A 20,895-nucleotide genomic window follows, 5' to 3' on the forward strand; every position below is an offset into this window, starting at 1 on the left:
GCGGAGGGTATTATGGCCAAAACATTACCAAAAACCGATGTAGTCATCGTAGGTGTCGGCTGGGCTGGGGGCATCATAGCTGCCGAGCTAACGAAGAGCGGATTAAATGTCGTCGGATTAGAGCGCGGGAAAGAACGGAAAACTGAGGATTATTACATGGTGCATGATGAGCTGCGTTATGCACTTCGCTTCGAAATGATGCAGGATTTATCTAAGGAAACGATCACATTCCGCAGCACTGAGAAAATTCGAGCATTACCGATGCGGCAATACGGCTCATTTCTGATTGGTGACGGACTTGGTGGAGCCGGCGTCCATTGGAATGGGCAAACGTATCGTTTTTTGCCCTATGATTTCGAAATCCGCAGCAAAACGATTGAGAAATATGGAAAGAACAAAATTCCCGCTGACATGACTATTCAGGATTGGGGAATAACCTACGACCAGCTCGAGCCCTATTACGACAAATTCGAGGTGATGGCTGGTATTTCGGGCGAGGTTAATCCGCTTGGCGGCAAGCGAAGCAAGCCTTATCCAACCGTGCCCATGAAAAAATCACCTGCCATGCAGCTTTTCAATGACGCAACTACACGTATGAAGCTGCATCCCTATATGATGCCTTCAGCCAACCTGTCGGAAAATTATACAAATCCCGATGGAATCTCCCGAGCTGCATGCCAATATTGCGGATATTGCGAGCGATTTGGCTGCGAGTATGGGGCCAAAGCCGATCCGGTTGTTACCGTTATTCCGGTTGCCAATAAAACAGGAAAGTTCGAAATCCGTACCCATTCCAACGTTCGTCGTATTTTACATAAGGGCGGCAAAGCGACCGGAGTCATGTATACCGACGTAACGACTGGCGAAGAAATTATTCAGCCAGCAGATATCGTCGTCATGACGAGCTACGTATTCAACAATGTCCGTCTACTTCTTATGTCAGATCTAGGTAAGCCTTACGATTCATCGTCAGGAAAAGGGGTTATCGGACGAAACTACGCTTATCAGGTCTCAAAGGGCAGTGCTATTGGCTTTTTCGAGAATCAACAATTCAATACATATGCAGGTGCTGGTGCACTTGGCGTTTCGATCGACGACTTCAACGGTGACAACTTCGACCATTCCGATCTAAAATTTCTCCATGGCGGCGTAATCGCGTTAACTCAGAGTGGTTCTCGCCCCATTCAGAACAACCCGACACCCTCTGACACAGCACCCTGGGGAGCTGATTTCAAGGCAAAATCGGTGAAATATGCAAATCGAGCACTATCTGTAGGTACGCAAGGGGCGTCCATGTCATTCAAGCATCATTTTCTCGATTTAGATACCACCTACAAGGATGTCTACGGTGATCCGCTGATCCGTATCACTTTCGATTTTGAAGAGCAGGATCGCGAGATGGCGAAGTACTTAGCGGAGCAGTGTATGAATATTGTGAAGGAAATGGGCGCGGATAAGGTAGATTATTTGAAGAAGCTCGGTCCCTATGAAATTACAACTTATCAATCCACACATAACACCGGAGGCGTTATAATGGGTTCAGATCCGGCAACGTCGGCGGTTAATACCTATAGTCAAATGTGGGATGCGCATAACGTTTTTGTTGTTGGTGCAAGTTCATTTCCGCAAAATGCCGGATACAACCCGACGACCACAGTTGGGGCACTTGCCTACCGAGCTGCCGAAGGAATCTTGAAATATAGAGATAAGGCCGGCTTGCTGGTCTGATCGTACTAGCTGTCCTATCTCTCCTAGCTGCTCAAAAATCGCACAAAAGGCCGCTCCCGAAATATTTCGGAAACGGCCTTTTATTTTTCTTTCTATACCGTAAACTAACTCAGCTTCTTCACGTCATCCTTGTTTTCCGTAGAAGTGCTGGTTTGCTCCTCATCTACGATACCCCGCGTCGAGCTGCGGAATTCACGCAGTGTATCACCAAATGCCCTGCCGAGCATGGGAAGCTTGGCTGGCCCAAACACGATGAGCGCAATAAACAGAATAATAATTAATCCTGAAACGCCAATGTTGTTAAACATATGCAAATCTCCTTTTTCGTTCAAGTAGGTGAAGGCATTGCGGCAAGCCGTTTGGCGTACCGGTGTGAGATGAGTACACTGATCTCAAAGAGAAGCAGCAGCGGAACCGTCACAGACAGGTGAGAGACGAAATCCGGCGGAGAAATACAAGCCCCGACAACAGCTAGACTAACATAAGCGTATTTACGTGAAACCTTCAAACGCTCAGGAGTGAGCAGCCCGATCTTCGTCAGGAAAAGGATGACAAGCGGCATTTCGAAGGCAACCCCTAGCGGGAACACGACACTGAACAGAAAGGAAAAATACCGATCTATGCCATAAGTCTCAACAGCGCCAATTGTATGGTTCATTTCAATCATGAACCCAAGCATCATAGGAAAGACGAGAAAGTAGCTGAACGAGACACCTGCAAGAAATAAGAGGAAGGATACCGGCACATAAGCCAGTGTTCCTTTTGCTTCTATTTCCGTTAAGCCAGGCCGCACAAATGYCCAGGTTTGATATAGCACTACAGGCAGCGTGAACAGAATAGCGAACAGAAAGGCGCAGCGCAAGTAGATAAACAAACCATCCGTGAACGAGAATACATTCCATTCCACCGATTGAGCGGTCAAGCCGGACTTTATATACCGCAGTATACCTGGGGAAACGTAAAGCCCACCACTCATAGCAACAATAAAACAAAAGAATACAATGAGCAGTCTTTTACGCAGCTCAGTCAAGTGGTTAACCAGATCCTCCTGAATATTCAAAAAACCACCTCGCATTACATGCATTCTACTGTAAATTCAACCCTTACATTTTTATAGAATAACCAGTTCACCTCCTGTTATGCGTTGTCATTCCTATACTCAAAATCTTTAGAAAACACTGAATAGACCTTAAAATTTAGGGAAACCTATCCGCGAATCTCTAACTCTCTAACTATGTACAGCCGCTGAACATGAAAAGAGCAATCCCCACTTTTTCCAATGAGGGATTGCTCTTTTTGAAGAATAGAATCTGACTTGGTATGAAACATCATTGTTCTGATTGGTCTGTTTGATCCAAACTTTTCAGCTATATTCTTCGCTTTCCCTCAAGATCCATTGATCTTGTCCTGACCTTTGGCAGTCCTTTTTGGAGAAAACGCATTATTTCAAGCCCGTATTGGCAATGCCTTCAATAAACTTGTTCTGAGCCAGGAAGAAAACGACCAGAATCGGGACAGTTGCTATTGTCGAAGCGGCAAGCAGCAGCGGCCAGTCCACGCCGGCATCCGTAGTCAGCAGCGATAAGCCGATCGGCAGAGTGAACAATTCCTTCGTATTTAAATAAATAAGCGGTTCAAAAAACTCGTTCCAGCTATTCATGAATGTAAAGATGCTTACGGTTGCCAATGCGGGCGTGGAGATCGGGAGCATAATCGACCTGAACGTGCGCCACGGCGAACACCCGTCCATTTTGGCTGCTTCATCCAGTTCAATAGGAACTGTAATTAGAAACTGACGTACGAGAAATACGCCGAACATCCCTCCCGCTCCAAGCATTGGTGGAAGAATCAGAGGAATATGTGTATCGATGAATCCGAGCTTTGACATCCAGCTGAATAAAGGAATGGCCGTAACTTCCGTAGGAATCATCATCCCGCTGAGCAGGAACAGAAAGATCGCGTTTTTGAATGGAAAGTGTAATCTGGCAAACGCATAGCCTGCCAATGCGGACAAGAAACAAGTGCCTGCTGTGACGAGCACCGCGATATACATACTATTAAAAAAGTAGAGATGAAACGGCATTTCCGTAAACACGCGAATATAATTGATCCATTCCCAAGCTTCGGGTATCCACTGGGGCGGAAATAGAAACACGTCGGATTCCGTCTTCAAGGATGTGCTGACCATCCAAAAAAAAGGGAACAACACGATGAAGGAAACGATTGTTAGAACCAGATAGGATGCAAGGCTGGATGTTATCTTTTTATTGTTCATAATGTACCCATCTCTTTCTCAGTTTCCACTGTATCAAAGTCAGAACCAGGATAATGCTGAACAAAATAAATGCCWGTGCCGATGCATAACCGAATTCGTAGGAGCGGAACGCTTGTTTGAAAATGTAGAAGACCATCACATACGTGCTTGTTCCCGGCCCTCCGCCTGTCATTACATAGATTTGTCCGAACACTTTAAGAGAACCGATAACGGTTATTATCGTTACCATGAATACGGCTGGCGTAATCATTGGCAATGTAATGGATTTAAAGGTTTCCCAGCGCGAAGCCCCGTCAATTTTGGAAGCCTCGTAATAATCCTTCGGCACATCGTGCAGAGCGGCCAGGAAGATGACCATGTTCATGCCCACGCCTTTAAGCGTACTGACCACTATAACGGTAGGCATCGTCCAAATTTCCGAGAAAAGCCAGGAAATCTCCGTTCCGCCAAACGTTCGGATCAGCAGATTGACTAATCCGCCGTCCGTAGAGAAAATAAACTTCCATACGATCCCCCAAACCACGAGGGAAACGACTACCGGCGTAAAGATCGCGGTCCGAAACAAGCCGATGCCCCATATTTTCCGTTTCAACAGCATGGCCAGCGAAAGCGATAAAACAATGTTCAGCGGGACCAAGCCCGCAGAGAAATATACGGTATTCACGACCGTATCCCAGAAGACGGGATCATCGCGCATGGCGTAAATATAGTTATCCAAACCAATATACGCTGTATTTCCAAATAACGACCAATTCGTAAAGCTCATCACGAAAGCGTAAACGATCGGGCCAAACAGAAAGATTAAATATCCCGCCACAATAGGCAGTATAAACAAATATCCCATCCACATTTCTTTTGATTTCATAGTTGCTAAACCTGCTGACTTACCTCCGGCCATTCGCGCCTACCTCCTGTTGTGAATATGACGCAACCCTCCCTTTAAAATACGAGATCGCCCTATTGTTCATATGGCGATCTCGCAATGCTCCATCGTTCTGGAGGGTTATTTCAATAGAGGATTAATGCTGTCTTCCATAATTTTCAACGCTTGCTCGGTTGTCGCGGAACCGAGCAAAATCGCGTCCATGTTTAATGTCACCTGCTCGTCAATCTTGACCCAGTTCGGATGGGAAGGTCGGATTATACCTTCGGCCAACCGATCGTACGCAGCTAATTTCATCGTTTCAACAGTCGGGAACGGGAACTTGTTCAGATACTCATCGGAGTACAGGACAGACTCTCTCTGCGGCACAAAAAACTGGGCTACTTTAGCTGCATTTTCCTTATTACTTATAAATTTTAAATATTCCAATGCCTCTTTCGGATACTCTGCGTCTTTGAAGATCGAATAGCCTGCAAAGCCGATAGGCACCTTGACGCCATGGTCGCCTTTCGGAAGCGGAGCAATATCCCATTCGAAATCGACTTTGTCACGGTAAGCGCTTGTACGGGTAACGTTCTCAATCGCCATACCAAGCTTACCTGTATCGAAAGTTAACTGCTCGCCGATGCTTGGATGCGCTTTCTTATCGAGCAGTCCTTTAAAAAGATTGATCGCTTTGGCCGTCTCCGGCGTGTTCATAGCGAATTGCGTTGTGTCTTCGTTGAAGATTTCGCCGCCCATCGCCCAAATCAATGGAATCAGATTGTCGGACCAGTTGGAGGAATTTTGTATGAACTTTACGCCATATACCCCTTCCTTCGGTTTGGAGATCGCTTCGGACGCTTTGACCATCTCATCGTAAGTCCAGTTGCCTTCTTCATAAAGCTGCATTGGCGACTTCAATCCATTCGCTTCAAACAGATTTTTATTGTAGAAAACGACCTGAGGCGGCGTAGAGAATGGAATGCCGTACAGTTTGCCGTCCTTTTCAAATGCAGTGAGCGTGGATGGTAGTATATCATCGAACGCATAAGCCGCATCCTCTTTCACGGACGAAATATCCAGCAGCTGGCCCCCATTCATAAATTGCGGAATCATGCGCTCTGAGATCCATACGATATCAGGCGAGGTTTTGGTCGCTGCCATGATCGCCAGTTTCTGCTGGTAGTCCGCCCACGGAATCACGGAAGTTTTGACTGTCACATTCGGATGGAGCTTATTGTATTCCACAGCAAGCTCGTCATACAACGCCACCTGGGCATCGCTGCCCCAAACGGACATCTCAAGCTCCACAGGATCTTTTGACTCAGCAGCCACTTCCGCACTCGGCGTATTGTTCGCATTTTCCTTGTTTGCCTTTGAGGCGTCATTATTGTTATTTCCTTTTCCTCCGCATGCGCTCAGCAAGCCGAGCAGCAATACAATAGACAGCAAGACTAGCCCGTATTTCTTCATTTTTATGCCCCTCTCAATGTATGTAATCGCTTTCTATTACTAGTATAGATTTGATGGCTTCCAGAAAATATAACACGAAATCGAGAAAAACTATGTAAATTCGAGTACTTTAATAGAACCAGCTGTATAACAGAACTTCGGCCTAAGCCCGCGTGACAAGGACTTAGGCCGAGATGGTTCCTAATCGTTGACGAAGCCGACAAACACCTCATTGATTCTGGCCATCATATCATTCGAATTGCCATTGCCCCATGACGGACGGACAAAATGGAAGCGCAAGGCAGTCGTCACGACGGGGTTTTCCAAATTCAACGTCGTATACTGACCCAAAAAAGCGTCCTGATCATTATCTCGGACTTCGGCTATCGTCTTCCATTCTCCGTCTTCCAAGATCTGCAGATCAAAATCTCTGACATGCCAGTTGGCCGAACCTATAACCGACACATGTCCGCTCCATAGCTTCACTTGGTTGATCGTTTGCTCCGTTGTCCAGTCCAGCATCAGATAAGGCGTTTGGGAGCCGTTTGATATCCACCGGGTTTCCAAGCTTCCGTCAAGCACTCTATCTTTTGTATTTGTACCCAGCGTGGAGTCGACTGACAACTGAGCAATAATCACCAGATTATTGGTTACATTAAGAACGAACGTTCCAGTGCGAGCAACGCCATCCAAGACGACAGTTGCCTRCAATGTTGCTTCTCCAGCTTGAAGCGCGGTAACCACGCCCGTATTATCAACAGTCACTAGATCCGGCGTCAGACTTATGAAAGATATGTCCGCATTTTCCAACGAAACGTCCGATCCTGTATTGTATGTGCCGGTCACATGCAGTTGGGTAGTCATGCCCGGCACCAGCTGCGAACGATCCGCCGTTACCGCTACGGCCGCAAGTTCGACGGGAGGGTAAGTTTCAACCCGCAGGTAAGGCCTATAGCTGGAGTCGGATCCATTGTATAGATGCGTCAAGTAACCGGTTTGATCGGCATTCTGGGCATAAGCAAGCGATATCGTCCGATCGCCATCCAGACGTTCTTGCACGAGCACAGTCGCATCGAATACATACCAGTCGTACTTGCCTTTATTATTCAGCTGCACAGTCGAGAGCTTCTGACCAAGCTCTGGCGGAGACTGGTACGTATTCCATTGCATTGTATCACTGTCCCAGTCATTGCTATCCACTGCATAGAGAGAAGTTGCAGCTCCCGTCTCTCCAGCAGGGCTCTCCAGCGCTTGTCCATACACGTAGAGCCATGCGGTAGCCAGCTTGCCTTCAATGGAATTCAGATCGAATTGCTGATAGCTTCTCACCGATTCGCTACCTTTTCCGCCTTTAATCTGTAAGAGATTCGCAACCGGGGCGTTCTGAGCATTTTGCTGTACGCTTGCCGCCCTGGTTGCCGGTATCAGTTCGGAAACCACCACTTGATTCTCATAATCCATCCCGGTATTTCCGCTGATCTCATTGCCGAAGAGAAGAATATTCGTGCCGTGTGAGATCATTACGCCATTCGTATTCCCCGTAACATGATTGTCCTGAATGACAATATTCTCGGGTATGCCTGCGCCGTTCCCAGCGTTGGTCGGATCGCCGTCGTCTTTCATGGCAATTATACCCCAGAAGTCGGATGCCGTATTGTTCACGATCTGATTGCCCTTCACAATCGTTCCGGGCGCATTTTTCAGACGTATTCCCTGGCTCCCCGCGTTCGTAAATCCGGTAATGGTATTATTCTCGATAATTGTATCGGGAGATCCCAAATACACCTGTACCCCATACCGTTTCACATTCTCGATTAAATTGTTATGAATGTAATTGCCTGGTCCAGCGGCATCATGCGTAGCGCCCGGATTGCCGACGCCGACAGCCGCTTCGCCGCCGCCAACGATATGGTTATCGCTTACTTCATTCATATACTCGTCTTCTCCGTGGAAATCGATAGCGTCTAATGCCGAGTTCAAGTAGTAGTTGTTTTCTATGAGATTGTTATGTGTATAAGAATGCGCCATCGTTCCGTGACGCAGATAGGGACCGATAAACTCGTTGTTGCGAACGACATTGAAACGAGAGTCGTCCTCTCTGCCTAGTCGGCTTTCCTTAGACTTGCCTTCGATGGAAACGCCGTATCCGTTTCCGCCCTCGGCTAAGTCCGTCGCGTTGCGAAAAAGCGAATTTTCCACGATAACATCATGACTGTTCGTTATTACAACGCCGATCCGTTGAAACTTCTCGATCGTCAGTCCGTCCAGCGTAATGTTATAGGACGGTTTGCCGGAAGAGGAGGTAATCATGATCACTTGCTTAGGTCCGCCCCGATCCGGATTCGCAACCGACGTATTTGTTGAATAATTTAAGTCCCAGCTGGACGTAATCGTCATATTGCTGATCTTAATATTGTTTTTTCCGGCCATGCGGAATACGATGCCTTCAACCGTAGCATATTCTTTCTGTTCGTTAGCATGGTCGGAGACCAGCAGAACGCCAGCCTGGCTCTCGCCGCGCACCTGCACGCCGGATTTCATAATGAAATGGGTAACTCCATCCTTATCTGTGCTCGTTAATTGATAGTGTCCGTTCGGAATATACACTTCGTCCCCAATCGCAGCTGCAGCCAGTGCAGCCCGGATAGCTTGAGCGTCATCTAATCCGTTGTCGGCAGGATCGGCGCCGAAGTCCAGGACATTATACGTAGAGCCGGTCACTGTCTGAGCCTCATGCGGCACATGTGGAGTGCCATCCGCATAATAGAGACCTGCCTTTGTCGGAATTGGGGAATCTGGATCCGGTCCCGTTGGCGGAATCTCCACTTCACTTAATATAAACCCGTCCACATGGGGAGGGTAAACCTGAATTTCCGAAATGCTTGTCCATTCGCTTACTCCGCGCCCGACAACCCGTACATAACGGGCGGAGACGGTTTCAAAACCAAAGGCTTCAACCTGGATCGTCGTGCCGCTGCTGTCGCCGCTGTATACGCGGGTCCAGTTGGTCTGGTCGTTCGAAACCTCGATATCAATGGTCTTGCTGCGATTGTCTCCTCGGTAGAAAGCGACTCCCAGATAAGAAATCAGCTGTTCCGATCCCAGATCCAGTTCGATCCATTGCCCGTCATCATACGCCGACCACCTTGTCTGAATATCGCTATCAATGACATATTCCGGAATATTGGAATCGCTGCCGCTGGCCCGATAACCCGCGATCGTTAGCGGGGTTGCTGAATCTCCGCTAAGTGCCGGTGTGGATACGATCACCTCATTAAAGGAGTACGCCGTCTCCGGAGTCAAATTGCGCGCCGTGGCGCTCCAGGTGTCCATATCGGAATCGAGAACAAACTCATCCGGAGCGCCGTTCTCGAATTCCTCGAATATGATTCGGTTTGCAGACTCCGCATCGGCTTCGGCCTGCACGCGGCTCGAGCCCATCAAACCCATGAACAGCATACTCAGGATTAATAATAACACTGTAGATCTTTTTGTAAGACTAGTCATTATCCATCACATCCTTTTTTTCATGTTATTTCATTTGTTCTTCTCTTGCAGTTGATTTGTAAGCGCTACCATCACAACCCAACCCAAGCTTTCACTTACACCTCCCGAACATCCGAATGTAATCATTCTGTCGCAATACATAAAGTCTCTGCACCAATTGGAAGCGCTTAACAATAAGTATACAAGTCAGCCTATCAGTGAAAAACAACGATTTTTCGAGAAAAACTACGATATTCATAGCATTTGTTTTGTTTTGTGCTCAATGATCTGACCGCCCTTAACCCAGCGGCCTTTTTCTATATTCAGTAGGCTTCACTCCGCAATGCTGCCGGAACACGGCCATAAAGTGATTGGCGCTGGCATAGCCGCAAAGGTTGGCGATCTCGTATATTTTCAGATGTGTATGGGTCAACAGCTCCCTGGCCTTACTCATCCGGCAGGCCGTCACATAATCAGAATAATTTTGTCCGGTCTTCACTTTAAATAACGTAGATAAATATTGATGATTCAAATGTACCTGCTCCGCGATGAATTGAAGTGAAACATCCTGATCCAGACAAGAGACGACTAGTTCCTTCACTCTTCGAATCGTCAGATCTTCATGGGCCGCTTCGGCGTTAGGCGTCTCTACCGCCCGCTCGCGGTCCAGCCGCGCTTTCAAATTCAATAGAAAATGGGAAAGCTCAATCCGGTCCACCGGCTTCAGGATGTAATCCGACGCATTGTGACGCATCGCCGCCTTGGCATAAGTAAAATCTTCATGCCCGCTGATGATTAATACGGGAAGGTCGGGATACAGCCCCCGGACATGCCGCAATAACTCGATTCCGTTCATCTGGGGCATACGGATATCCGTAATCAGCAAATCTACCGATTGCATTCTGAGAAACTCCAGCGCAGCGAAACCGTGCTCCGCTTCTGCGGTTACCTTGTAGCTGCCGATCACTTCCTCGATCATTTTCTTTAACCCTTCTTGAATTTTCTTCTCGTCTTCTACCAGCATCACATTGTACATTCCAATTCCCCCCATCGTAATGGCAGCCGGATTCTCCATAGTGTTCCGGAAGCCTCATCGCTCACCACGCTTAAGCCGTATTCCACGCCATAAAGCAGTTGAATGCGATGGTGAATATTTTTGATGGCATAGCCTTTAAGCGTATCTCCAAACTTTGGACGGCTGCCGTCCCGCTCCGGCTTGCACAACATCTGCTCTCGAACCTCATATAAACGTTGCGGCGGCATCCCCACCCCATTATCCTGTACAGTCAGGAGCAAATCCTGATCCAGCACGGATGCCCTGATCGTTATCGTTAATCCGCTATTCCCCATTCCGTGCTCTAATGCATTCTCAACCAGCGGCTGAAGCAGCAGCTTTGGTACAAGACAAGATTCGAAGGACGGATCCACATACATTTTCGAACTCAGCTTCTCGCTATGCCTGGATAACTGAATTTGCAAATAAGCGTTAACGAACCGTATCTCCTCCTTCAATTGCACCGGCCGTTCCTGCTTGTCAACCGTGTATCTCAGCATTTTTCCCAAGCTGGCAACAATGTCGCTGATTTCGAGATTTCTCTCCTTCAGCGCCTGCATGCTTACCAATTCCAACGTGTTGTACAGAAAATGTGGATTAATCTGGCTTTGCAAAGCCGACAGCTCGGCTTCGCGTTCGCGCAGTTTCGTTTCATATACCTCCTTGACCAGCCGCTCCACTTCCGTCACCATCAGATTGAAACCCTGGGCCAATTGCCCGATTTCATCGCGATTCATCAAGCTTAAATCTGCCCGTTCGCTGAAAGCCCCGTCCTTTACCCGCCGCATGCGCGACTGAAGATAACGGATCGGCCTGACCAGCCGCTCTGACGTAATGATCGCAAGCAAATAGGCAATGATAAGCGATATGACTGAAATGAGGATCGTAAATCCGACGATTTCCTTGCCGCCCTGTTGCAAATCGGCCATCGGGATAAGTCCGTGAATATTCACTTTCGTTGATTTGGAGTGCATGGTTGTGTACAGATAAGTCTGGCCGTTCCAATCTATCGTTCCGTCCCCCGGACCGGTATCCGGAAAATTAACCGATTCATCCGGAAATAACAGCTCGCCGTTATCCTTTGTCAAGTAAAATTGGCTGTTGTCACTCAACCATACTTCTGACAATAACGCTTCGAGCTCTTTCATGTTAAAATCAATTTTGACGACTCCGATGCTTTGGCCCGTTGCAGGGTGATTCAATGCTCTGGCAGCGGAAATAACCCGCTCCGATCGTTTGTAATAAGTCGTCTCGTGAGGTTCGATAATGACAAGCCTTCCTTCCGCATCCAGCACCTCCTGCATCCAGCTATTCCCTTTCTCGTTCCAATAACGCTGCGTCAGTTTTTCTTCGACGCTGTACATAATGCCGTCGCGGGTGAAAAAGATCATTMGTTCAATTCCGGGCTGGTCCAATGTGAGCGAAGACGCTACTCTTGCCATTTTGGTAATTTCCGCCGATGGAATAAGCTTCTCTTCGCCTAGTTCTTCATAACTGTGCTTCTCCAAAATACGCAGCACGTCTTCGTTATACAAGGGAGCCACAGTTATTCTGTCCGCGTCTTTTATCGTATTTTCCAAATTAATTTTCACTTGATTCATAATTTGCATAGAGTACGCCCTGGAGTTTTTTTCGGTTTCCTCCGCAAATTTATTGTAAGTGCTGATTCCGCTTATCAGGAATGGAATGGTGATAAGCAGAACGAACATGGTAATAAATTTGGCTCGTATCGAAATATACCGCTTCATTTCACCAATTCCTCCTGACAGATAGTAAGCGCAAACACATGGTGAAAAAGGCCGCTCATCCGGTAGAATGTTTGTTTTTCAACAAACTTCCGATACGAGGCGACCTAATGAAAAAGTCTAACATGTTCCAATTATTTCTTCAATTGAATTTGGCAGTTATCTCGCTGGCGGATACGCGCTATACAGTCTGCCCGCTGCGCAGCAGCGCGCCGTTATGAACTAGCCGCTCCTGCAGCTGTCCAATGTCTATTTTTCCCGGTGATATACCCTGCTCCCATGCAATTGCTGCCGCCGTACCCGCAGCCTGTCCCGTCGCCATGCAGCTAGGTGTCAGACGCGTTGTTGCCAGCGCCTCATGCGTCGTCGAGATGCAGCGGCCTGCCACGAGCAGATTGTCAATCCGCTTCGGCAGCAAACAGCGGTAAGGAATATCGTATGCCCCGTCTCCCTGGACCCATGCGGCCTGTACGCCCTTGCCGGACGGATCGTGAATGTCGATGGGATAGCCGCTTCGTGCAATGCAATCGTCGAACGCGCGTCCTTCTACAACATCCTGTACCTGGAGTGAATAGCAGCCGTCTATTCTTCGGCTCTCGCGTATGCCGATTTGCGCTCCGACCGAAGAGATAGAAGCGTTCTCGAAGCCTGGCAAGCAGCGGGTCATGAAATCCGCGACCATGCGCACCTGCTTCCTACCCTGCACCTCTCCTTCCGTCAAATCCTCCAGTTCAGTTCCGTCCAGCCCTTGAACACGAGTCGTATTGACAAGCACCTCGTCCGGTCCCGGACCTGTGAAGAACAGGACCTGGTCTCTGTTAATGGGCAAGTCAGCCTCCTTCCAATGCTTGAAGTAACCCAATACGCCGGATAATGGCAGTTCCTCCAGCTCATCGAAAGGCGTCTTCTTGTAAAACTCGTCCGGATGCTCGATCATATACCGTTTTACCTTCGCCAGATCAACGCCTCTCATTCGGAACTTCATCGTCATCGGCTGCGTCAAATTGTCGCTGTCGCGTCCCTGCAAGCACGGCGCGCCTGACAGATAGGCCAGATCGGCGTCCCCTGTAGCATCGATGAACTGCTTCGCCGAAATTTCGTATTTCCCGGACTTGGTAGCCAATCGTACCGTTTCAATGAGGCCGTCCCTGGTCTGCACTTCGTCCATGAAGCTGTGCAGCAGCACCTTCACGCCCGCCTCGCGCAGCATATCGATGATTAACACCTTATACACTTCAGGATCATAAGGGGTGATCGTCTTTACAAAACCTACCGTATCGCGAACGTGACCGGGCGAAGCTCCCTCGGCCATCAAGCGGTCTACAATTTCCTGCGCCGTTCCGGCAATGACCTGCTTTCCATCCATCGTGTGAAAGGTCATCCATGGATAGACCAGAGCTATAGTCGACATGCCGCCAAGAAAACCGTATCGTTCAATCAGCAGCGTTCGCGCCCCGCTTCTTCCAGCTGCCAGCGCCGCATTGATCCCCGCCGGCCCTCCGCCGCATACTACAATATCCGTCTCTATTTTTCTCATGCTTAACCCCTCCTCTGAAAGTATTTTCATTATAGGAGCCGGGGGACTTCTAAAGTAGTTTAACTTTAGTTTAAAATRGAGCTGTCAAGCGTTAGCGTGGACGATAGCTTTACGTTCGCATCCCCTAACCACACGGAGAAATGAGGAAGGCGGTTTTGAAATTGGGGACTCGTAAATCGATTACTCTGCACGATCTTTCCAAAGAACTTGGTCTTTCGATTCAGACCATATCCAAAGCGCTGAGCGGACGAGCCGGCATGTCCGAGGAAACGCGGAGCCGTATTACCCGAACAGCCTTCATACGCGGCTATTTGACTGTATCTCAGGCACGTGAGATGGTCAGCCGCGGCATCACGCCCTATCCTACCTTCCAATTTCGATTTGTATTGATACAATCCCGGCAATCTATGAATTACAACATATTGTTGACAGAGGGGTTAAGAGAGAGGCTCGATCAATTGGAGCATCGACTGGAATGCTATGTGCTGGATGAGGATGTGCCGGATCACGCATTCTCGGGCTGGATGGAGCAGCGCAATTTGCCGACGGCGGACGGTCTGTTCATTGCCCCTCGGCTGCTCTCAGACTCCACGGAACGCAAGCTGTTCGAGCTGCCTTTACCCAAGGTGCTGATTAATTATCCGAGACCGCTTTCCCGAATCGACAGCGTAATCTGGGATGTGTTCGAAGCCGTCTGCATGGCCGTGGACCGGCTCGCGCAGCTTGGCCATACCCGTATTATGTACGTAGGAGATATTCACAGCCAGCGAGGGTATACAAGAAGATGGCAGGCGTTTGAGGAAATGATGAGTGAGCTTCAGTTGGATCATGACGCAGAACTGCAAATAACCGACGTTTGGGACGAGTGCATGCTGATCGAAAAGCTGCGCAGCGGCCAACCAACAGCAATCATTGCCGGCATCGATGAAGATATCGTAAGGCTGTACGACAACCTTACCTCCCTCGGCTATCGCATCCCGGAGGACATCTCCCTAGTCGGCTTGGCCAACGGACCGGTGGCGGCGCTGCCGCATTTAAGCCGCCCCCAGCTTCTAATCAGGGAGACCGGATATAAAGCGGCTGACAAAATGCTGTGGCGCCTCGCCAACCAGAGCGAGCCCTGCGAGCATATCCGTATTGCCGGCCTTTTCCATAACGGGCAAACCATCCGGAGCTTCAACTGAGAAGCGCCGGATGGTTTGATGTTCGGACGAGCTGTCCTCTCTCTACAAAAAAAGTCAGCAAAGCTATTCCGATTGTTCGATTCGCGGCTCACTGAGGTGCGCCTTTTCGGCAGTCGCGTTCTCAGGCTTCACCGAACAGATTCGGTTGCAGATTTGACATTAAATGATATAGATTGGTAAAGCTAGTTTGCACGCAGCCCATCGGTTCTGTTCTGCAAACATCCTGTTCTACTACGTACCACTCGACTCCGTTCTCCTCTCCCCAGCGAATAATCGGTTCGAATTCAATCAATCCTGTACCGATTTCCGCAAATGCCTGCTCACCGTCTGCGGTCATATCCTTCATATGGACAATCGGCATCCTGTCCGCATATGGCTTGAAGAATGATGCTGGCTCAAAACCACCCTTCTGAAGCCAGTATACATCCAGCTCTGCGAGGATTTCATTGTCTACAGCAGCCTCAAGCAAGTACGAAAGCGCGTCCTGCCCCTCTATCACCGTTTCAAATTCAAAAGCATGATTGTGATAGCTGATTCGAAAACCTTCGCCCTTCAGCTGCTTCGCAATACCGTTCAAATCTTTCTTCAGTTGTTTATATCCGCCTTCATTTCGCAGCTCAGAGGGAATACTCGGGCAAATAATATCCCGTGTGCCGAACAATCTGGCATCCGAGACCACTTTGCCTGTGTTCGCAACAATGTCATGGAAACCAACATGCATACCCGCGGTCTTCAATCCAACTTCGTCCAAAACCGCTTTGAGTTCCTGCGGATCATAGCCTTGAAAACCCGCAAACTGTACACCGCCATAGCCAATTTGACTTATTTCACGAAGAACTCCCGGGAAATCTGCTTGGCATTCCTCGCGAAGCGTATACAATTGAACCGCAATCTTATCCTTCAACAAACTACCATCTCCCTTCACTTAATTAATCCCCAGTATAGTGACAACTGATTTAGAAGTGAATATCCGATTCTCTGCTTGTTGACTTATTTTGCAACATTTATGATAGTAGAAATAGTTTACTCACTTGGAGGTGGCAGCAAATAATGAACGCATCGTGGATCGATTGCCTGTTGATCGGTTATTCTCATCACACTTCTCCATTCACCGGCTCCTTGCAAAAGGGCACAGCCGACAATCGCTTGCTCCTGCGCTTCCAGGTAAAAGGGACATGCCATGTCGAGATTAACGATGAGACTCATGTTGTGCAGCCCGGCGATCTGATCATCCGCAAGCCAGGGGAATACTACCGGTTAGTGGTTGAGGCAGATAAAGACGCCGACGCCTCTCAGCCAATTGAGAGCGCCGATTACTACTTATCCTGCAGCGGAGCATGGGTTCAGCAGTGGTGCAGCCGGAACGATTTTCCAAGCAAGGTACATCTGGATACGGCGGAAGACTTCTTGGCATTGTGGAGAAAACTGATCTATGAGAAGCGGAATATTCACGGGGATAATACGGAAATGATGGACGCTTTGATCAAAGTTTTATGTCTAACTATCGAGAGGCATGTAAGGATGCAGACGGCGGCGGCCTCCAAGCCGGAGCTCAACATTCCTTACAAAATGAAGCAGTATTTGGAGAAGCATGCTACCGAGCCACTGACGCTGACCCATATCGCCGAACGTTATGGCATTAGCGTATCGACAGCCTCCCACTTGTTCAAGCAAGCGTTCGGGCAATCTCCAATTCGTTATGTCATCGAGATCAGGCTGTCTATTGCCTCGGAGAAAATTCTGTACAGCGACATGAAACTGGAGGATATCGCCGAAGCCTCCGGGTTTCACAGCTACCCTTATTTCAGTCGCGCCTTCCGGGCTCATTTTCACGCCAGTCCAAGCAAATACCGCGTTCGGAACCAGCTTCGCAAGGTAGAGAATCCTTAATTGGAACGAAGCATCTTATTATATTACCGCTGCTCTCCGCTACAGTCTCAGGCGGTATTGATGCGGAGAAACGCCCATAATCCGTTTGAACAGGCTAATAAAATAAGAGGTGCTCGTAAACCCTACCTGCTCACCGATCACTTCTACGGATTTGTTCGTCGTTTGAAGCAAACTGCAAGCCTGCTGCATTCTGCGGGCTGTCAAATAGCCCGTAATGCTGCTACCCGTCTCTTGCCGAAACAGCCGGGACAAATAAGATTTTGACATATGGAGCTCGTCCGCAAGCAGCTCCAGCTGAAAGGGCTCCCCGTAATGATTTTCAATCCATGCCATAACATGTTCCGATTGGCGAATCGGCTTCATATGCTCCTCCTGCTTGGGCCCCGGAATAACCTTTCGTTTAATTAACGACAACATGTTTAACAAATAAAGCGCGCTCTGCTCGTCCTTGCTGCTGGCGGAGGAAGCGAGCAAGCTATTCTGGAATGCGGAGCAAGCTGCATTCAACTCTTCATTGCAATCGATCATATCTATGCCCTGCAAAGAGATAAGCCCTTGAAGCATTCGTTTATAGACATCATAAAGAGCCGGAAACGTCCTTAAGTAGCCCTTCATAAATACAGGGTCGAAATGAAAGACGCTGCGTTCATACGGCCGGCTTTCATCCACTTCCGCATAAACACTATGCAACTGATAGGGTTTGAAATAAAACAGCATGCCGGGCTTAAGCTCGTACGTCTTCTGATTGACGGTAACCGAGCCGTGTCCCTGATGCACAGCCAGCACCTCGAAGCCTCGATGCCAATGGTAATACCCCTCGAAATCTTGCTGCGACCAGTTGCGGTATGACCAAAGAAAAGACAGCCCCCCGTAGTCCATTTCCTGAAACAGCGTCCCCTTCACTGACTGCACCCCTTCATTTCAACAAGTCAACAGAACAACATTTTTAACCATTGTAGCGTAACTTTGCCCATTTGTCAGAGACTATAATGATAGCAAGCAGCTTAACCACAATCACGGGTCAACGAGGAGGCTTACTACAAAATGAATCAGGCATACAAAGAAAAAATATTGGCGCAATTAACCGAAAAGGTAGAGCGCATGATAAACCAAATTGGAGATAAAACGCCACATGTGGCAAAAGCCAACGGCATCTATGACAGCACAGACGATAACTGGTGGACGTCCGGCTTCTGGCCCGGTCTGCTCTGGGTTATGCATGATGCAACAGGGAAAGAGTCATTCAAGGCAGCCGCTTGGGAATGGGACGCCAAGCTGGAGCGCTGCTTCTGCGAGCATCCCGTACAATTGCATCACGATGTCGGCTTTCAGTTTCTGCCGACTGCTGTCATCAAATACGAATTAACGGGCGATCAGGAAGGTCTGCGAATCGGCTTGGAGGCGGCAAACTTCCTCGCGGGCCGCTTCAACGTGAATGGCGAGTTTATTCGTGCGTGGAATGGGCAAGGGGCGCTCGGCTGGGCCATTGTTGATTGCATGATGAATATCCCCCTGTTGTTCTGGGCAAGTCGCACGACCGGCGACCCGCGTTACAAGCATATCGCGATACGTCACGCGGACACCTTCCTCCGTTACGCCATTCGCGAGGACGGCTCGGTATGTCATATTTTATCTTTTGATCCGGAGACAGGCGCGTTTATAGAATCGCTGGGCGGTCAAGGCTTTTCTGGCTCCTCGGCGTGGAGTCGAGGCAATGCCTGGGCGCTTCATGGCCTCGCGATTGCTTATCGATGCACCGGACTTGAGCGTTACTTGCACGCGGCCAAGCGGGTAGCGCATTACTTTGTCGCCGCCTTGCCGGAAGACTATGTGCCGTATTGGGATTTCCGCGTAGAAAACATAGAAAACGAGCCGCGCGATACTTCCGCTGCCGCCATCGCAGCATCCGGTCTGCTCGAACTTGCTGAACTGGTTCCATCCGCGGAACGCCGGATCTATAACGCGGCTGCCGAGAGAATCCTTTATTCACTTAGCGAGAATTATGTGACCTGGGACAATCCGGACCATGAAGCGATTCTTCTCCAAGGCACCGGACATAAGCCTGAGAACGCCAACATCAACGTATCGCTTATATACGGAGACTACTACTTCGTGGAGGCATTCGCCAAGCTTAACGGCTGGAGCCRTCGGATCTTTTAGCCTGCCTCATGCTGTTTATTTTAGAGTCATTTTTTGATCTTTGCCCACTATGCAATACGAAGCATAAGAAAATATAGCCTCCATCACAACTCTCACTGAAGTTTTGGAGGCTTTCTCATTACATATTTGGGATTGTCTCATTAGGTATGGTAAATCATTGTTCAAGCTTATCTGTTTCCTGTACCCTATCTCTCTTCGATGTTGTACTCGGCTTGCTAATCAATTTGCCAAAAAATAAAAACATCGGCGATGTTTCGAGCTCGATCACATTGAATATCTCGGCCCATCCCATAATAACAAGAAACGGAAGAAATCCGATTGCAAAAATTCCGAAGAGAAATCCGACGGAGAGACAACGCACAGCATAACCCCAGGTCATATTCCCATCTCCAATCCTGTTCTTTCTCGCTCTTATTATATGCCTCGAATTCACTGATTTTGACCTGCCTATTCACAAAATCGTTATCCTCGGAATTTAAGGCTTTGGTAAACGATAAACCGCGAATGGTTCCCCAAAACGATAGCCATTGCTTATCAAATCAAGCTCCTTCAAAACCTCTGGTTCAAGCTGCAATGCTATACTTTTTAGGTTTTCTTCAACCTGATGTTCGCTCGTAGCACCTACAATGACGGTTGAGACAACAGGATTTTGCATCAGCCATGCCAGTGAAAGTACGCTCGCCGTGCAACCGAGCTTATTCGCTATTTTGACGACTTCCTCTCCTAATGCAATCGACTTATCATTAATAAATCTACCGAAGTTAGGATCGGTTTGCGCTCTCGAGCCTTCTGGAGCTCTTTCTTGTGAGCTGTATTTCCCCGACAGGATTCCGCCGGCTAATGGGAAGTATGGAATTATGCCGACTCCTTGATCGATACACATCGGAACAAGCTCGTTCTCAGGCGTGCGATCAGCTAGGGAATAGCTGACTTGTGTAGAAACAAACCGATTTAACCCCAGACGATCACTGAGTCCGAGCGCCTTCATCAGCTCCCACGCATAGTAATTTGAAGCGCCGATGTAGCGCACTTTCCCCGAGCGTACCATATCCTCTAGCGTTCGCAATGTTTCCTCAAGAGGAGTATGAGGATCGAATGTATGAATTTGATAAAGGTCGACATAATCTGTTTGTAGTCGTTTAAGACTGCTTTCCAGCTCCGTCTGCAAATGATAGCGGGACGAGCCGCTTTCATTAATCCCCGTCCCCTTAACTAAGCCTGCTTTTGTTGCCAACACAACGTTATGACGATGGCCTCCAAGCAGCTTTCCAATCATTTTCTCTGATTCAGTGCCCGCATATATATTAGCTGTATCAATAAAGTTAATCCCTTTATCTAAAGCACGGTGAATAATTTGCCGGGTAGACTCGAAGTCCGCTCGTTTACCGAAGGAATTCGTCCCTAGTCCTAATAGAGATACTTTTAATCCGCTGTTGCCAAGCCGTCTATACTGCATAATGGTCATCTCCTTTAGCTTTCGGTATGGTAAAGGCAACCGTAGTTCCCTGATCCACAACAC

General features: G+C 48.4%; 17 protein-coding genes. 4 read left to right on the plus strand and 13 right to left on the minus strand.

Going from position 1 to position 20,895, the window contains the following annotated elements:
- Window positions 1-12: 12 nt before the first annotated feature.
- Window positions 13-1,728, plus strand: a complete 1,716-nt coding sequence (locus AC1DWN_RS02730; protein ID WP_477557406.1) for a GMC family oxidoreductase — start codon at window positions 13-15, stop codon at window positions 1,726-1,728.
- A 104-nt stretch (window positions 1,729-1,832) separates the two neighbouring features.
- Here the strand turns inward: AC1DWN_RS02730 and tatA are convergent, their stop codons facing one another.
- From tatA to AC1DWN_RS02775, 9 genes are all read right to left on the minus strand, one after another.
- The gene (gene tatA, locus AC1DWN_RS02735) at window positions 1,833-2,036 is read right to left on the minus strand and encodes a twin-arginine translocase TatA/TatE family subunit (protein WP_477557407.1); all 204 of its coding nucleotides are present in this window, start codon (window positions 2,034-2,036) and stop codon (window positions 1,833-1,835) included.
- 20 nt (window positions 2,037-2,056) lie between these two features.
- Window positions 2,057-2,788 (minus strand): twin-arginine translocase subunit TatC, encoded by a 732-nt coding sequence (gene tatC / locus AC1DWN_RS02740; protein WP_477557408.1) that lies wholly within the window; start codon window positions 2,786-2,788, stop codon window positions 2,057-2,059.
- A 381-nt stretch (window positions 2,789-3,169) separates the two neighbouring features.
- A complete protein-coding gene (locus AC1DWN_RS02745; protein ID WP_475810278.1) occupies window positions 3,170-4,003 on the minus strand; it encodes an ABC transporter permease subunit in 834 nt (277 codons plus the stop codon).
- Window positions 3,993-4,901, minus strand: coding sequence for a carbohydrate ABC transporter permease (locus tag AC1DWN_RS02750; RefSeq protein WP_477557409.1), 909 nt, complete (start codon window positions 4,899-4,901; stop codon window positions 3,993-3,995). The genes AC1DWN_RS02745 and AC1DWN_RS02750 overlap by 11 nt, the downstream gene beginning before the upstream one ends.
- A 105-nt stretch (window positions 4,902-5,006) precedes the next feature.
- The gene (locus AC1DWN_RS02755; protein ID WP_477557410.1) at window positions 5,007-6,341 is read right to left on the minus strand and encodes an ABC transporter substrate-binding protein; all 1,335 of its coding nucleotides are present in this window, start codon (window positions 6,339-6,341) and stop codon (window positions 5,007-5,009) included.
- 180 nt (window positions 6,342-6,521) lie between these two features.
- Window positions 6,522-9,827, minus strand: coding sequence for a discoidin domain-containing protein (locus AC1DWN_RS02760; RefSeq protein ID WP_477557411.1), 3,306 nt, complete (start codon window positions 9,825-9,827; stop codon window positions 6,522-6,524).
- A gap of 277 nt (window positions 9,828-10,104) precedes the next feature.
- Window positions 10,105-10,842, minus strand: coding sequence for a response regulator transcription factor (locus tag AC1DWN_RS02765; RefSeq protein WP_477557412.1), 738 nt, complete (start codon window positions 10,840-10,842; stop codon window positions 10,105-10,107).
- Window positions 10,830-12,608, minus strand: a complete 1,779-nt coding sequence (locus tag AC1DWN_RS02770) for a cache domain-containing sensor histidine kinase (RefSeq protein ID WP_477557413.1) — start codon at window positions 12,606-12,608, stop codon at window positions 10,830-10,832. The genes AC1DWN_RS02765 and AC1DWN_RS02770 overlap by 13 nt, the downstream gene beginning before the upstream one ends.
- A 178-nt stretch (window positions 12,609-12,786) precedes the next feature.
- Window positions 12,787-14,142 (minus strand): FAD-dependent oxidoreductase, encoded by a 1,356-nt coding sequence (locus tag AC1DWN_RS02775; RefSeq protein WP_477557414.1) that lies wholly within the window; start codon window positions 14,140-14,142, stop codon window positions 12,787-12,789.
- A 161-nt stretch (window positions 14,143-14,303) separates the two neighbouring features.
- On the opposite strand from AC1DWN_RS02775, the gene AC1DWN_RS02780 reads away from it, so the two are divergent.
- Window positions 14,304-15,326 carry a LacI family DNA-binding transcriptional regulator gene (locus tag AC1DWN_RS02780; protein WP_477557415.1) on the plus strand — a complete coding sequence of 341 codons (1,023 nt, stop codon included), beginning with the start codon at window positions 14,304-14,306 and terminating at the stop codon, window positions 15,324-15,326.
- A gap of 121 nt (window positions 15,327-15,447) precedes the next feature.
- Here the strand turns inward: AC1DWN_RS02780 and AC1DWN_RS02785 are convergent, their stop codons facing one another.
- Window positions 15,448-16,233, minus strand: a complete 786-nt coding sequence (locus AC1DWN_RS02785) for a sugar phosphate isomerase/epimerase family protein (protein ID WP_477557416.1) — start codon at window positions 16,231-16,233, stop codon at window positions 15,448-15,450.
- A 143-nt stretch (window positions 16,234-16,376) separates the two neighbouring features.
- Between AC1DWN_RS02785 and AC1DWN_RS02790 the strand changes: the two genes are divergently transcribed.
- On the plus strand, window positions 16,377-17,216 hold the full coding sequence (locus AC1DWN_RS02790) for a helix-turn-helix domain-containing protein (protein WP_477557417.1): 840 nt from the start codon (window positions 16,377-16,379) through the stop codon (window positions 17,214-17,216).
- A 39-nt stretch (window positions 17,217-17,255) separates the two neighbouring features.
- On the opposite strand, the gene AC1DWN_RS02795 is transcribed toward AC1DWN_RS02790, so the two are convergent.
- The gene (locus AC1DWN_RS02795; RefSeq protein ID WP_477557418.1) at window positions 17,256-18,119 is read right to left on the minus strand and encodes an AraC family transcriptional regulator; all 864 of its coding nucleotides are present in this window, start codon (window positions 18,117-18,119) and stop codon (window positions 17,256-17,258) included.
- Window positions 18,120-18,260: 141 nt separating this feature from the next.
- Here AC1DWN_RS02795 and AC1DWN_RS02800 point away from each other — a divergent pair, with 141 nt between their 5' ends.
- Window positions 18,261-19,376 (plus strand): glycoside hydrolase family 88 protein, encoded by a 1,116-nt coding sequence (locus AC1DWN_RS02800; RefSeq protein ID WP_477557419.1) that lies wholly within the window; start codon window positions 18,261-18,263, stop codon window positions 19,374-19,376.
- Between the two features lie 154 nt (window positions 19,377-19,530).
- Here the strand turns inward: AC1DWN_RS02800 and AC1DWN_RS02805 are convergent, their stop codons facing one another.
- Window positions 19,531-19,755, minus strand: coding sequence for a hypothetical protein (locus AC1DWN_RS02805; protein ID WP_477557420.1), 225 nt, complete (start codon window positions 19,753-19,755; stop codon window positions 19,531-19,533).
- Between the two features lie 96 nt (window positions 19,756-19,851).
- Complete coding sequence (locus tag AC1DWN_RS02810; protein ID WP_477557421.1) at window positions 19,852-20,832, minus strand: aldo/keto reductase; 981 nt, start codon at window positions 20,830-20,832, stop codon at window positions 19,852-19,854.
- Window positions 20,833-20,895 lie beyond the last annotated feature (63 nt).

Source organism: Paenibacillus sp. P4_A7, assembly GCF_056402455.1.